The sequence below is a fragment of the Marinobacter sp. genome, assembly GCF_040904845.1.
In the GTDB taxonomy this organism is placed as follows: domain Bacteria; phylum Pseudomonadota; class Gammaproteobacteria; order Pseudomonadales; family Oleiphilaceae; genus Marinobacter.
Window position 1 is genome coordinate 1 of sequence record NZ_JBBDSR010000001.1, and the last position, 14,056, is coordinate 14,056.

The 14,056-nt window shown below is 57.2% G+C and carries 13 protein-coding genes; 9 read left to right on the forward strand and 4 right to left on the reverse strand.

The window, feature by feature from the left end; translation table 11 throughout:
• Window positions 1-124 precede the first annotated feature (124 nt).
• From WD429_RS00005 to gspD, 6 genes are all read left to right on the forward strand, one after another.
• Window positions 125-664: an FxsA family protein gene (locus WD429_RS00005; protein WP_368420108.1), complete on the forward strand. Its 540-nt coding sequence runs from the start codon at window positions 125-127 to the stop codon at window positions 662-664.
• Window positions 665-857: 193 nt separating this feature from the next.
• The gene (groES, locus tag WD429_RS00010; RefSeq protein ID WP_213477842.1) at window positions 858-1,145 is read left to right on the forward strand and encodes a co-chaperone GroES; all 288 of its coding nucleotides are present in this window, start codon (window positions 858-860) and stop codon (window positions 1,143-1,145) included.
• A 78-nt stretch (window positions 1,146-1,223) separates the two neighbouring features.
• Window positions 1,224-2,876 (forward strand): chaperonin GroEL, encoded by a 1,653-nt coding sequence (groL, locus tag WD429_RS00015; protein ID WP_368420109.1) that lies wholly within the window; start codon window positions 1,224-1,226, stop codon window positions 2,874-2,876.
• 139 nt (window positions 2,877-3,015) lie between these two features.
• Window positions 3,016-3,807, forward strand: a complete 792-nt coding sequence (gspN, locus tag WD429_RS00020) for a type II secretion system protein N (RefSeq protein WP_368420110.1) — start codon at window positions 3,016-3,018, stop codon at window positions 3,805-3,807.
• Complete coding sequence (locus WD429_RS00025) at window positions 3,807-4,664, forward strand: type II secretion system protein N (protein ID WP_368420111.1); 858 nt, start codon at window positions 3,807-3,809, stop codon at window positions 4,662-4,664. The genes gspN and WD429_RS00025 overlap by 1 nt, the downstream gene beginning before the upstream one ends.
• 33 nt (window positions 4,665-4,697) lie before the next feature.
• Window positions 4,698-6,653: a type II secretion system secretin GspD gene (gspD, locus tag WD429_RS00030; RefSeq protein ID WP_368420112.1), complete on the forward strand. Its 1,956-nt coding sequence runs from the start codon at window positions 4,698-4,700 to the stop codon at window positions 6,651-6,653.
• A gap of 97 nt (window positions 6,654-6,750) precedes the next feature.
• Here the strand turns inward: gspD and WD429_RS00035 are convergent, their stop codons facing one another.
• The 4 genes from WD429_RS00035 to purE all read right to left on the reverse strand — a co-directional run bounded on the left by WD429_RS00035 (window position 6,751) and on the right by purE (window position 11,557).
• Window positions 6,751-8,811, reverse strand: coding sequence for a putative bifunctional diguanylate cyclase/phosphodiesterase (locus WD429_RS00035; protein ID WP_368420113.1), 2,061 nt, complete (start codon window positions 8,809-8,811; stop codon window positions 6,751-6,753).
• Between the two features lie 254 nt (window positions 8,812-9,065).
• Window positions 9,066-9,644, reverse strand: a complete 579-nt coding sequence (sodB, locus tag WD429_RS00040; protein WP_368420114.1) for a superoxide dismutase [Fe] — start codon at window positions 9,642-9,644, stop codon at window positions 9,066-9,068.
• A gap of 88 nt (window positions 9,645-9,732) precedes the next feature.
• Window positions 9,733-10,851 (reverse strand): 5-(carboxyamino)imidazole ribonucleotide synthase, encoded by a 1,119-nt coding sequence (locus WD429_RS00045; protein WP_368420115.1) that lies wholly within the window; start codon window positions 10,849-10,851, stop codon window positions 9,733-9,735.
• Window positions 10,852-11,065: 214 nt separating this feature from the next.
• The gene (gene purE, locus WD429_RS00050; protein WP_368420116.1) at window positions 11,066-11,557 is read right to left on the reverse strand and encodes a 5-(carboxyamino)imidazole ribonucleotide mutase; all 492 of its coding nucleotides are present in this window, start codon (window positions 11,555-11,557) and stop codon (window positions 11,066-11,068) included.
• Between the two features lie 159 nt (window positions 11,558-11,716).
• Here purE and WD429_RS00055 point away from each other — a divergent pair, with 159 nt between their 5' ends.
• The 3 genes from WD429_RS00055 to WD429_RS00065 all read left to right on the forward strand — a co-directional run bounded on the left by WD429_RS00055 (window position 11,717) and on the right by WD429_RS00065 (window position 13,856).
• Window positions 11,717-12,646, forward strand: coding sequence for a hypothetical protein (locus WD429_RS00055; RefSeq protein ID WP_368420117.1), 930 nt, complete (start codon window positions 11,717-11,719; stop codon window positions 12,644-12,646).
• Window positions 12,647-12,779: 133 nt separating this feature from the next.
• On the forward strand, window positions 12,780-13,610 hold the full coding sequence (locus WD429_RS00060) for a DUF2846 domain-containing protein (RefSeq protein WP_368420119.1): 831 nt from the start codon (window positions 12,780-12,782) through the stop codon (window positions 13,608-13,610).
• Between the two features lie 60 nt (window positions 13,611-13,670).
• The gene (locus tag WD429_RS00065) at window positions 13,671-13,856 is read left to right on the forward strand and encodes a hypothetical protein (RefSeq protein WP_368420118.1); all 186 of its coding nucleotides are present in this window, start codon (window positions 13,671-13,673) and stop codon (window positions 13,854-13,856) included.
• Window positions 13,857-14,056: the final 200 nt, after the last annotated feature.

Below are 14,056 nucleotides of genomic sequence, written 5' to 3' on the forward strand. Positions count from 1 at the left end.
TATTTTGTAGGTCGGATTAGCGCAGCGTAATCCGACAAATCCGACCAACGTTGAGACAGACGGGTATTTTGTAGGTCGGATTAGCGCAGCGTAATCCGACAAAAGTTGATACCAAGGAGGCACTTTGCCGGTATTTCTGTTCCTTTTCATTATTATGCCCATCGCCGAGATGGCGGTGCTGATCAAGGTCGGTGGCATCATCGGCGTTTTGAACACCATCGGCCTGGTGTTGTTGACGGCGGTGGCGGGTGCCTGGCTGTTGCGTCAGCAGGGGCTGGCCACGCTTTTGAAGGCCAATCAGCGGCTGAACAGCGGTGAGTTGCCGGCAAAGGAGGTAGCTGAAGGGCTGGTTCTGGCGGTGGGCGGGGCGTTGTTGCTGACGCCGGGCTTTATTACGGACACCGTTGGGTTTCTGTGCCTGCTTCCGGGTACCCGCCATTGGTTTGTCGCTCAGGCGATGAAACGCATGATGATGGCGGGGCAGACCAGCGGGTTTCATTTCCGGGCTGGTGGCGGTCAGGGGCCGTTTGGGCAGCCGTCCGGAGATAGGGAAAATCCGTTTGGGCGTCAGCGTCCGTTCGACCGGGATGCCAACGACGATATTATCGAAGGTGAGTATCAGGACGAGACGGAATCCGACCGGGATCGCATCGAAAAAAAGTGAAAAATTTTTGTCTTGGGGCGTTGAAAATCCCTAGGCGCTACCCCAAATAGGAGACACAAGTTCGCTGCGGGCTGATTTCCACTGAAAACAGTTGGTTATCGGGTCGGGCAATTTGTCGGATTACGCTTCGCTAATCCGACCTACATCAACAATGTCATTGCCACATTAATCTGACAATTGGAGAATCCGAGCAATGAAAATTCGTCCGTTACACGATCGTGTCGTTGTACGCCGAAAGGAAGAAGAAGAGAAAACCGCAGGTGGTATCGTGCTGCCGGGTAACGCCAAGGAAAAGCCGTCTCAGGGCGAAGTCCTCGCTGTGGGTAATGGCCGTATCCTCGATAACGGTGAGACCCGCGCACTGGCGGTCAAGGTGGGTGACACCGTGGTTTTCGGTCAGTACGCCGGTAATACCGTCAAGGTTGACGGGGAAGAGCTCCTGATCATGAGCGAGAACGACATCTACGGCGTGCTTGAGTGATCGCGAAAGCGACCGGCACGAACTCTCATTAATCCGATGGATTCAATCATTTCGGTTTAACGAACGGGAATAGAAGACATGTCAGCAAAAGAAATCAAATTCGGTGATAGCGCGCGTAAGCGCATGGCCGCAGGTGTCAACATACTGGCGGATGCCGTTAAGGTAACTCTGGGCCCGAAAGGCCGTAACGTGGTTCTGGAAAAATCCTTTGGCGCGCCGACCGTCACCAAAGACGGTGTGTCCGTGGCCAAGGAAATCGAGCTGAAAGACAAGTTCGAGAACATGGGTGCCCAGATGGTCAAGGAAGTGGCTTCCCAGACCAACGACAGCGCCGGCGACGGCACCACCACCGCGACCGTTCTGGCCCAGACCATCGTGCGTGAAGGCATCAAGGCCGTGACTGCCGGCATGAACCCGATGGACCTGAAGCGTGGTATCGACAAGGGCACCATCGCCGCCGTTCAGGCAATTCGCGATCTGGCCCGGCCTTGCGATGACAACCGCAACATTGCTCAGGTTGGCACCATCTCCGCCAACGGCGATGAAAGCATCGGTAAAATCATTGCCGACGCCATGGAGCGTGTCGGTAAAGAAGGTGTTATTACCGTTGAGGAAGGCCGTGGCCTGGAAGACGAGCTGGACGTGGTTGAAGGCATGCAGTTCGACCGTGGCTACCTGAGCCCGTACTTCATCAACAATCAGGACAACATGTCGGTTGAGCTGGATGAGCCCTACATTCTGCTGGTTGACAAGAAAGTGTCCAACATCCGCGAACTGCTGCCGGTACTCGAAGCCGTTGCCAAGGCTGGCAAGCCGCTGATGATCATCGCCGAAGACATCGAAGGCGAAGCGCTGGCGACCCTGGTTGTCAACAACATGCGTGGCATCGTCAAGGTTGCGGCTGTCAAGGCACCTGGTTTCGGTGACCGTCGCAAGGAAATGCTGCAGGACATCGCGATCCTCACCGGTGGTACGGTCATTTCCGAAGAAGTTGGCCTGAACCTGGAAAACACCACGCTGGATGACCTGGGTACGGCCAAGCGCATCAACATCACCAAGGAAAACACCACGGTGATTAACGGTGCCGGCGCGCAGGGTGATATCGAAGCCCGCGTTGAGCAGATCCGCAAGCAGATCGAAGACAGCTCTTCCGATTATGACAAAGAGAAGCTGCAGGAACGTGTAGCCAAGCTGGCTGGCGGTGTGGCTGTGGTCAAGATCGGTGCTGGCTCCGAAGTGGAAATGAAAGAGAAGAAGGCCCGCGTTGAAGACGCACTGCACTCCACCCGCGCAGCGGTTGAAGAAGGTGTGGTTGCCGGCGGCGGTGTCACCCTGATCCGTGCGATTGCCGCGCTCGATACGGTGGAAGTCGCTAACGAAGAGCAAAGAGCCGGGGTGAACATCCTGCGTCGTGCGATGGAAGCGCCTCTGCGCCAGATCGTTCAGAACGCCGGTGGCGAGCCCTCTGTTGTGGTCAACAACATCCGTGCCGGTGAAGGTAGCTACGGCTACAACGCCGCCACTGAAGAATACGGCGACATGCTGGAAATGGGTATCCTCGATCCAGCCAAGGTCACCCGTTCCGCACTGCAGGCTGCGGCTTCCGTTGCGTCTCTGATCATCACCACCGAGGCGATGGTTGCTGACGAGCCGGAAGACGACAAAGCCGGCGGTGGTATGCCGGATATGGGCGGTATGGGTGGAATGGGCGGTATGGGCGGCATGATGTAAGCTGCCGATCACGCTCTGAGTACACCGAAGTCCGAAAACCCGCACAGCAATGTGCGGGTTTTTTTGTGCAATTGGTTCATGACCTGCCATAGTCCCTTTGTTAGACTCGGCATCCAGCCTCCTGTGAACGTGTCGCCAAATGACGGAAACCGCTGCTAAATCGTTTTTACGCCCCGGGAAAATCTGCCTGCTTGTGCTGGTGGGCGTGCTTGTCTATCTGGTTGCACTGGTGATCTGGGTGCCGGCTGGCTGGCTGTGGCATCAGGCGTCCTCCTACGTTGTGTTGCCTCCCCAGGTTCAGGTCCAGCAGGTGTCAGGAACGGTCTGGAGTGGTGCGGCAGGTATCCAGGTGGCCGGCTTTCCCGTGCGGGCCAGTTGGGATCTGGGCTGGCCATCACTGTCGGCCTTGCAGTGGCCGGTTGCGATTTCGGTGGCCTCGTCACAATCTTCCCTTAACGGCGATCTTACCGTTGGCTGGCCGGGCAATGCCTACGTGGATGCCTCTGGCCGAGTGACAGTTGCTGAATTTGAAGATCTGATTCGCCAGAGCGGTGGCGCGATGATTGAAGGCGAAGTGCTTATTGATCAGCTTCAGGTCAGCTGGGAAGACAATCAATTGACCAGCGCCAGTGGCAGTGGGCGCTGGGATGGAGGCCCTGTCAGTTGGCCGATGGGTAACCAGACCGGGCAGGCGGATTTTCCGCCGATGGAAGCTAATCTGGACACCACTGACGGGGGGCTGTCGCTGGACGTCAGAGAACAGGGCGGTGAGGGTCCGGCCGCTGACGCCAATATTTTGTGGGATGGCATGATGGAGCTGCGAGTTTACAAACGCATGGTGGATCTGGCCGATCAGCCCTGGTCCGGTTCTGCCCAACCATCCGATGTGATATTCCGAGTCCGGCAGCCTTTGCTGCCCGGAGGCTTCTGATGGCCACTTTTTCTTTCCGGACACAAGCCCGTGTGGCGCGCTGGTTGGCGAATCTTGCGTTGGTGGTGCTGGTCATTTACCTCGGAGTGACGCTGGCGCGTGTTACCTGGCTGATGGCCTGGAACGAGCGGCCGGTGGCGGCCAGTCTGGAAGCCCAGGGGTTGGCCCGGCCCGGAGGCACAGGGCCGCTTTCCGGGTCCTTGGCGGGTTACGAGTTCTTCGGGCGACCAGAGGGTGAATCCCGGGTGGCCGAAGTAGTCCGGCGTTCTGCACCGGAAACCGGCTTGAAATTAAGGCTCGAAGGTGTGCTGCTGGCGGAGCGCCCGGAAGACTCCGGTGCTATAGTGGCTGGAAGCAATGGCGAAACCGAACACTACCGGGTGGGCGACTCGCTGCCGGGCAACGCAGAACTGGCGGAAGTAGAGGAAGGTCGCATTCTGATCCGTCGGGGCGGTCGTTATGAATCTTTGGCCTTTGATGAAGAGTCCGGTTTTGATTCGATGGTTGCAGAAGACTCATCGGAACCGGCAGAATCATCACCCGATGAGTTTCTTGCCAGCGCGCGCGAACAGTTGGACAGCCAGGGGGCGGAAGCGTTGGCTACCTATGGCCTGGCACCGGCCGACGATGGTGGCAGCAGTGGCTATGTCTACGATGGCTCCAACGCGATGCTGAACGCTGTTAACCTGCGAGCGGGGGATGTCATCACCGCGATCAACGGCCAGCGTCTGGGTGATATTGAACAGGACAAAGCGTTACTCGACAGCTGGCGCTCGGAGCCCCAGTTGGAGATAGAAGTTGAACGGGACGGGTCTCTTCTCACCGTAAGCTATGCCATACCCGAGCAGTGGCGCTGAACGGGTTCATCGATAACAGGACGAAATCGCCAGATGTATAATCACAAGACGAATCTGTTGCGGGCCATAGCATTGGTCCTTTTGATGCCGCTGATGTCGGCTGCTTACGGGCAGGACCAGACCTGGAGACTGAACCTGAAGGATGCGGACATCCGGGCCTTTGTGACCCAGGTGGCGGACATTACGGGATACAGCTTTGTGGTGGATCCCCGGGTTAAAGGCAAGGTCACGGTGTTGTCCAGTGCCCCCATGAACAAAGATGAAATTTACGACCTGTTTCTGGCGGTATTGCAGGTACATGGTTTTACGGCGATTCCCGGAAAGGAAGTGATCAAGGTTGTCCAACAGGTGGATGCCAAGCAGTCCGCCGAGTCCCTGGACCGGTTTTCGGAAACGCCGTCGGAGCAGTTGATTACCCGGGTTATCCAGATCAATAACGCCAACGCCCTTGAGCTGGTGCCGATACTGCGCCCACTGGTGGCCAAGTATGGTCATCTGGCCGGTGTTGCTGCCGCCAATGCCCTGATTGTCAGCGACCACGCTTCCAATATCAGCCGTATTGAACAGATTGTCAGAGAGCTGGACAGCCCCTCAAAATACGAAGTGGAAGTCATCCAGCTCGACGAAGCCTGGGTGGGGGATATGGTTGAATTGTTACAGGAACTGGCACCGGACGAGCTGGGTGAGTCCGGTGGTGAAAACGCCGCCCGCAAATACAGCGTGACCGCCGACGAGCGCAGCAACCGGCTAATTCTTCGTGGCGACGAAACCTTCCGGGAAAAGATGCGTGGCTTGATCCGTAAGTTGGATCAACCCGCTGCCAGTGGTGGTACCACCAAAGTTCTCCGCCTCAAACACGCCAACGCCAAAGACCTGTCGGAGCTGTTGAGTGGGATTATGGGGGATCTGGCGGAGGAGGCCAGTGGTGGCAATGGTTCCGGCAAAGGCGCGTCAGGCGGTCGTAATTCAAGCTTTTCCGTGTTTGCAGACGAGGGCCTGAACGCACTGGTGGTCCGCGGTGAGCCTTCATTGATGCAAGAAGCCGAACAGATCGTCCAGCAGTTGGATATCCGCCGGGCACAGGTGTTGATTGAGGCGGCCATTGTTGAAATCAGCGATCAGGTGGGCCAGGACCTGGGTGTTCAGGTCGCCCTCGGCGACGAGTCAGGCGGGTCGACGCCCATTGCCGGTAGCAACTTTGGCAATGTGGGCCGTAGCCTTGGCGATGTCCTCGGTGCCATTCTGACCGAGTCAGCGATTGCACCGGCAACGGGTGGGCTGACCGTCGGAGCCGGGCAGCGAGATGAAAACGGCTTGAGTTGGGGGGTGTTGCTGCAGGCGCTGTCTACGTCAACGGCTGCGAACCTGCTGTCTACGCCCAGTATTCTGACGCTCGATAATCAGGAATCCGAGATCATTGTGGGTCAGAATGTGCCCTTCCGGACCGGGCAGTCGACGGTTACCGGCGACGGTACCACGAACCCGTTCACCACCATTGAGCGCCGTGACATTGGCCTGACCCTGAAAGTGACGCCGACCATCAGCGCGGATGGCCTGGTGCGGCTGGTGGTTGAGCAGACCACGGAAAACATCGCAGACAGTGTGGAAAACGCCTCCGACATAATCACCAGCAAGCGGGAGATCAAGACCACGGTGCTGGCGGATGATGGCGAAACCATCGTGTTGGGCGGCCTGACCCGCGACGACCTGCAAGTCAACAAAAGCAAGGTGCCGCTGCTGGGAGATATTCCCGTGCTTGGCCGCCTGTTCTCATCAACATCCGAACGCCGGGTAAAGACCAACCTGCTGGTGTTCCTGCGGCCGAAGATCATGCTCGACAAAGGCGATTCGGTGGCCATGACGGGTGAGAAGTATGACGGCCTGTGGGAAATCAATCTGGGTGTCCGGGAAAAGCTGGGCCTGCCAGAACCCGGAGAGCAGCCGGACATCGACACCCTGTTCAACCCCGGGGCCGACCGCGTCCAGTAATCATTGAGTGAGTGGCGGCATCGGGCTATCCAACTGGTTCGCCACTAGTCTCACCAGTTCGTGAAGTACTTTCTGCAATTCTTTCAGCGTTATCCTGTCAGGCGTTGTTCTCGACCAGATTCTTGTGGAAGCTGGCTACAAAGGTTTCGAAATTGCGGGGTAACAGTGGCTTACTGAAGTAATAGCCCTGTGCCAGCTGGCAGCCACGTTCCGTCAGATAGCACGCCTGTTCTGCGGTCTCCACGCCTTCGGCCACCACCGTGAGGTTCAGGCTCTTGCCGAGGTCAATGATGGTATTGGCGATGCGGGTGTCTTCCTCGTTGATCAGCAGGTCGCGGATGAACTGCTTGTCGATCTTCAGGTGTTGCACCGGCATCCGTTTGAGGTAGGTCAGCGAAGAATACCCGGTACCGAAGTCGTCAACCGCGATGCTGATGCCGGCTTTATGGAGCTGGTGCAGCTTGGCCACGGCGTCTTCGAGGTTGGTCATGAAACTGGTTTCGGTGACTTCGAGCTCAAGGCGACCTGCCGGGATGCTATGGCGTTTCAATGTGCTCAGGATGTCATCGACGATGCTGGCCTGGCGCAACTGTACTGCAGACAGGTTGACGGCAATGCGCAAGGGCGTGCCATGTTCGGCCCAACGGGCCGCTTGCCAGCAGGCCTGATCAAGTACCCACTGGCCGATGTCGACAATGCTGCCGTTGACTTCGGCAATGGGGATGAAGTGATCGGGCGGAATCAGGCCTCTCTCCGGGTGTTCCCAGCGAATCAGGGCCTCTGCACCGATGATGCGCCGGCTTTCCAGGTTGATCTGTGGCTGGTAAACCAGATGGAACTGGTGGTTCGTCAGGGCCTGTGAGAGCTCTTTTTCAAGCTGTTTGCGTTCGCGGATCTCTTTGTCGATGCTCGCCACATAGAACTGGAAGTGGTTCCGGCCGTTCTGTTTGGCAAGCGCCATGGTCTGCTCCGCGCTTTGCAGCAGGCGATCCGGTTTTCCCGCATCGCCGGGAAAGAGAGCGATGCCGAGTGTTGCCGTCATGGTGATGGGCTGGTCATCAACGGTGACCGGCTGGTTGACGCAGGCCAGAATACGGTCGGCGGTATCAGCGGCCTGAAACCCGTCACGCAGGCCTTTTTCGACCACCGCGAACTGGTCACTGCCCAGTCGAGCCAGGGTGAAACGGTTGCCGCTGAGGCATTCGGCCAGTCGATCAGCTACCGCTTGCAGCAGTTGATCGCCCGTGCGGAACCCGCACTGCTCGTTGACTGATTTGAAATCGTCGATACCGCAGACCACCAGCGAGAGCACCAGTTTCCGTTGCTCCGCCTCCTGGATATCCGCCTGTAGCAGATCCATAAAGGTTTCCCGGCTGGGAAGGCCGGTCAACTGGTCATAGCGGGCCAGGCGGTTTACCCGGTCTTCGGCTTCCCGATGTCGTTTCTGGGTGTCGCCAATGGACACCAGCAGGTTGTTGGTGGCATTCACCCATAACCCCAGCTCATCGGCCTGATGTCCTGGCGGCAATGTGACGAGGCGGTCGTCCGGATGCTCGGGGTTCACCTGCTTGACGGATTGAACGATGCGCAGCAGTGGGCGTGTCAATAAAAGGTGGAACACCACAAACAGGGCCATGGCGAGGATGATGGCCGTCGCAATGCCCGAAACAAAGGTGACGAAGGCACGTTCAAGCCAGGTCTGAGCGGCCCGGGCGGTGTCATAATGAAGGTCGAGGTAGCCGTAGACGGTATCCGGAGTGCCTGGCCGGGAGAGCGTTTCCCGGTATTGCCGCTCGGGGGTAAAGATCGGGTCGGTGATGGGCCGAAGAGCACTTTTATGCAGGGGGCGGTCGGCACTGGCCAGCGGAGCTCCATCAGGGTGGGTGATTCGAGCCATGCGGAGCGATTCCTGGGCATACAACCCATCCGCCACTTGTTGGGCGAGCTCATTATCAATACTGAAGACCGACTGAGTGGCGGCATCTCGGACCAAGGCAATGGTTTGCAGGGCCTGTTCATCCAGAGAGCGGGACACACGACCAGCGTCCAGGGTGACCTGGATCGCGCTGATGATAATGCCACTGACCAATGCAACGCCCAATATCCAGCGTAATACCCGGTAACTCAGGTGGTTTTCTACCTCATAGGTTTTCTGCATGAAGGCTCGATTCGATCCGTTTTAAGCGATCCTGACCCGCACTACCTCTTGGTCAGCCAGGGGGCCGGACGCCGATTGTTGTTCATTATGGTTCAGTTTTTCGATGCTGCATTCAGTATCGTCAATTTTTTCAAAGTTTTCAGGAAGTCACTGTATCAATTTGTAAGATTTTTGTAGGTCAGATACAACAACGCCCGCAATGATGCGGGCGTTGTTGTTGGCAGGGCAGGCCCTGCCCGGCTTCACCGGCCAGATCAAGCCAGATTGTCGTTTACGAAATCCCAGTTCACCAGGTTCCAGAAGGCTTCCAGGTAATTGGGGCGGGAGTTGCGGTAATCGATGTAGTACGCATGCTCCCAGACGTCAACGGTCAGTACCGGCTTGTCGGCACCAGTCAATGGCGTCTCGGCGTTGCTGGTGTTGGCAATAGCGACGCTGCCATCTGCCTTTTTCACCAGCCAGGTCCAGCCTGAACCGAAGTTGTTGGCGGCCTTGTCGTTGAACTCTTTCTTGAAGTCCTCGAAGGAGCCAAAGGCTTTTTCGATGGCGTCTTTCGCGGCACCGGTGGGCTCGCCGCCGCCGTTCGGGCTGAGGCAGTGCCAGTAGAAGGTGTGGTTCCACACCTGGGCTGCGTTGTTGAACAGCGGGCCACTGGCGCTCTTGATGATGTCTTCCAGGGACTTGTTGGCGTTGTCCGTACCTTCGACCAGGCCGTTCAGCTTGGTAACGTAGGTGTTGTGGTGCTTGCCATAATGGTACTCAAGTGTTTCCTGGGAAATGTGCGGTTCCAGTGCGTTTTTTTCGTAAGGCAGTGCGGGAAGTTCAAATGCCATGAGGTCGTTCTCCCTGTCTCTCTGTTTATGTTGATGTACGTATTATGTTGATGTACGTAAGTTCAATATAAGGGCGCTTTGAGCGATATCAACCCTTTGGTGTTAAAGAACTTTTAAACTCCGGAGTGCCGGGCAGGAACTGTGCGCAATTCTTTACCCGCCACACAAGCTCTTCGTAACTGTCCGCCAGAATGTTCACGTGACCGAGCTTGCGGCCCGGGCGCTCCCCTTTATCATAGAGGTGAACATGAGCGTAGGGCAGTTCCAGGATGCGTTCAACGTCACCGTGCTCGCCAATGATGTTGATCATGCAGCTGACGCTGCGTGGGGCGACGTTGCCCAGAGCATGGCCGCTCACTGCGCGAATGTGGTTTTCGAACTGGCTGGTCATCGCACCTTCGATGGTCCAGTGCCCGGAGTTGTGAACGCGGGGTGCCATTTCGTTGGCGACCAGGCCCTGGTTGGTTTCGAACAGTTCCAGCGTCAGTACGCCGACATAGTCCAGTTCGTTCAGTAGCGCTTTGATGTATCGCTCGGCGTCTTCCTGAACATGTTTTTCAAGCCCGGGTGCCGGGGCAACGGAGTAACGCAGGATGCCCTCGTGGTGGGCGTTTTCGGCCATCGGGTAGAAGGCCAGGGCACCGTCTTCGCCACGTACGGCGATGATGGACACTTCCCGTTGGAAATCCACGAACTTTTCCACCATCAGGCGGGGGTGAGCGATGCTGCCCCAGGCTTCTTCGGCGTCTTCCGGGCTTTTCAGGACGGCCTGGCCCTTGCCGTCGTAGCCTTCGGTGTTGGACTTGGCTACCACCGGGCACCCCAGCTCTTCGGCGGCCGCTTTCAGGGACTCGGCGCTGTCGGCAATTCTCCATTCGGGGGTGGGGATGCCGAGTTCGCCGAACAGGGTTTTCTCGGCTTCACGGTTCTGGCAGACCTGAAGTGCTCTGGGGCACGGATGTACGGGTTTATGCTCGGCGAATTTCTCGGCCACGTCGACGGGCAGGTGTTCGAATTCGTAGGTGATTCGGTCAACGCGGGAGAGAAAGTCGTCGAGATACTGGCCATCGCGGTCGATGATCACTTCGCCCAGCCCGGCGCTGGGGCTGCCGGACATGTCGTAGAAGACAAAGGTCTTGGCCAGCGGGTAGCCAGCCAGCGCCAGCATTCTTCCGAGTTGGCCTGCGCCTAGTACGCCAATCCTCATGATATTCTCCTGCCTTGATGGTGGCTGCATTTTGGAGTTTTAGAGGGGTGGGGAAGGCTTTTGAAAAAACTCCGCTTGAACTCGCTTTGCTCAGACAGGCGGTGTTTTTTCAAAAGCCTTCCCCACCCCTCTCTGCAAACTGTTTTATTGGCCTGCTGCGAACCGTAGGTCGGATTAGCCGCAGGCGTAATCCGACTCAGTCCTTTCGGTGCGTTTACTGATCGCTCGGGTCCGGGTTGTCCAGTATGGTCTGGGTTTGAGCTGTCCGGAAGTCATCAACGGCTTTACGCACGTCATCATCAAACGTGCCGACGATTTGGGCTGCCAACAAGCCGGCGTTGGTGGCACCGGCTTTGCCAATGGCCAGGGTGCCGACGGCGATGCCACCGGGCATCTGAACGATGGACAGCAATGAATCCAGGCCGTTCAGGGCCTTGGACTGCACGGGAACGCCGAGCACCGGCAGCGAGGTCTGTGAGGCCACCATGCCCGGCAAATGTGCGGCTCCGCCTGCGCCTGCGATGATCACTTTCAGGCCCCGTTCAGATGCGGTTTTGGCGTATTCGAACAGCAAATCCGGTGTGCGATGGGCAGAGACCACCTTGGTTTCAAAGGGCACGCCGAGTTTGTCGAGCATGTCGGCGGCGTGTTCCATGGTGGGCCAGTCCGATTTGGAGCCCATGATAAGACCTACAAGCGGCTGCATATGCAACAGTCCTGTGAATGTTGGAAAGCCGGCCATTGTATGTTTTGGCTAATTACCATGCAAACCGGGGTTTGTTGAAACTCGATCATTTTGATGCGTTGGCCAGTACGGGTATTATCGAGCCTTATTACCTGAACCGTCCATATTCCGGGAGTTGTAATGGAACCAATCCGTCCAGATGACGATGAACTCAGAGCAGAGCCGCGCGCAGGCAGTGCTCCGAAAAAGGCCGAACCGATCGGAAAGCCCGGCGCAGCAGCCGGCAAAGGCGGAGATGGCAATGGGGGATCTGGTCAGGGAAAGGGGGGCCGGGATAACCCGCGGCCAGCGAAAACGGCCAGTTCTGATGGTGGCGGTCGTGGCGGGCAGGTTGCTCTATGGGTTGTACTGCTGGTGGTTGCGGCCGTCGCCGCTGGTGGCTGGTTCAACCAGTCGCAGCGGATAGAAGCGCTTGAGGGGCAGTTGGAAGAAGCGGATCACTGGGCGAGACAAAGCAAGCTTGCGCTGGCGCGGTTCGAGGGTGATCTCTCGGAGACAGGCGAGAACCTGGAAGAGCGGGGACAGTCCATTGAACAGAAACTGGCGGACCAGGGCGAGCAGCTGGACGACCATGAAGCGCGTCTGGAATCGATTGCGGGCGATGTGACTCAGGAAGGTGAGGCCCGCGAGGCGTTGGCGACCTCGGTGGAGACGCTTGAGTCTTCTCTGGCCGATGAGCTGTCGTCCGTGCGTGAGGATCTTGGCCGGCAGATAGTCACCCTGAAGGAGTCGACCGAGCAGGCGGATCAGCGTTTGACCGAGCTGAACTCCGCGGTGGACGGTGTGGATCAGTTGGTGGATCGTCGCATCCAGCGATTTGAGCGGGAGCAGAAACTGGGCATGGATGGTCTGGAAAGCCGGATCGGATCGCTTGAGCGCTCGATGGATGAGGTCGCTGATGGGTCGGCGGTGAATTCTGTTCGCTCTGAGCTGAATGAGCTGAAAGCAACGGTCGATTCTATCGATTCCTCCAGGGCGCAACTGACCTCGCGGCTGGTTCGGCTGTCGCAACAGGTTGACACCCTTCGCAGTCAGACTTCCAGTCAGTAGCGTTTGTAACGGTTTGTATTCATCTCTTGCGGTAGCTCTCAGTTCTGCGGTTTTGCAGTTGTTATCATCGGGCAATCCGCAAAAAGGTGAAGAGTGAACAACCATGCAAACCTGTCTCGCGCTAAGGTTCCCCATGGCGGTACTTGCCACGGCCATATTGGCTTCTGGCTGCACTGTCTATCAATCCATTGGCAAGAGTGTTGGGTCTTTTCTGCACCCGGTTTCCGGCCACGATTTTGTTCATATAGATAACGATCAGTGGAACCAGAACAACGCGCTGATCTATTTCTACCGGACGCATTCTCAGTGGGCGGCGGAAGAAATAGAGGCCCCGAGTGTCTATATTGATGACACACACTATTTCAACATCCGCAATGACAGCTTCACCTGGCTCGAAGTCAGTCCTGGTGAGCGGCACGTCGCCATGCGCCGGCCGTTGCTGGGTCTTGAAGGGCTGAACTCTTTCAGTCTCAGCCTGATCGCCGATGCTACGTTAGGGATTGAGCCCGGGCGTATCTACTACCTGCGCTACAATGAATTGAGTGCACCCGATCAGCCCCACCCGGATCTTGACCCCGAGCATGCACTCACTCAGGGCGACCTTCAGCTGGTGACTCGCCAATACGCCATGCAAGCCGACGAGCTGGTATCCACCCGTTTTCTCAACAGTGACCTTCTGGCACCGAACCATGCAGCAGTCTCCATTGCGGAGGTTAACGAAGACTTCGACTACGAGAAAAAGATGGCGTTGCTGGAGGAAGAGCGTGAGTTGGAAATGGAGCGGCTGAAGGAAGAGGGGAAGTACGAGTCTGCGTCCTGGTTCTGGCCGTTTGGCGGTGGGCCTACTGTACCCCTGGAAAGCGATCAGAAAATTCGCGAGCTAGAGAAGGAATACGCCGCTCTTGAAGCGGAGCGGCAGCGCCGTGAGGAAGTGGAGTCCTCCGGTGGCTGGTGGATATTCTGAATTGTCGAAATCCGGGTCTGTTACTACACTGTCAGCTGGCTGGTTTACAGGGTAACAATTATGGCTTTCAGGGATTCGATGCAGCAGAAGCTGGAGGCGCTCCGGCTCCGTCTGGATGTTTTCAATTGCTCGCTGGCAGAGAAGGCACTGCCGGGAGACCGAAAACTCAGGGTCAGTGAGTTGTCGTTGCAAAAGAAGGCCAGGGACGCCGGGCAGAAAGCGGAAAAATTTCCGCAAAACATTTGACACTGTCGGGCAAATGCTTAAAATGCGCGTCTCACTTGATCGAGACAGCGCACGCTGACTTGGCAAGCCGCGCAAGCGGCAAGTGACGCTCCACTGTAACGTAATGAAAATTATGTGGTTGTGGAGTGGCGAAAAGTTTGAAAGTTGGGTGGTTAGCTCAGCTGGGAGAGCATCGCCCTTACAAGGCGAGGGTCACTGGT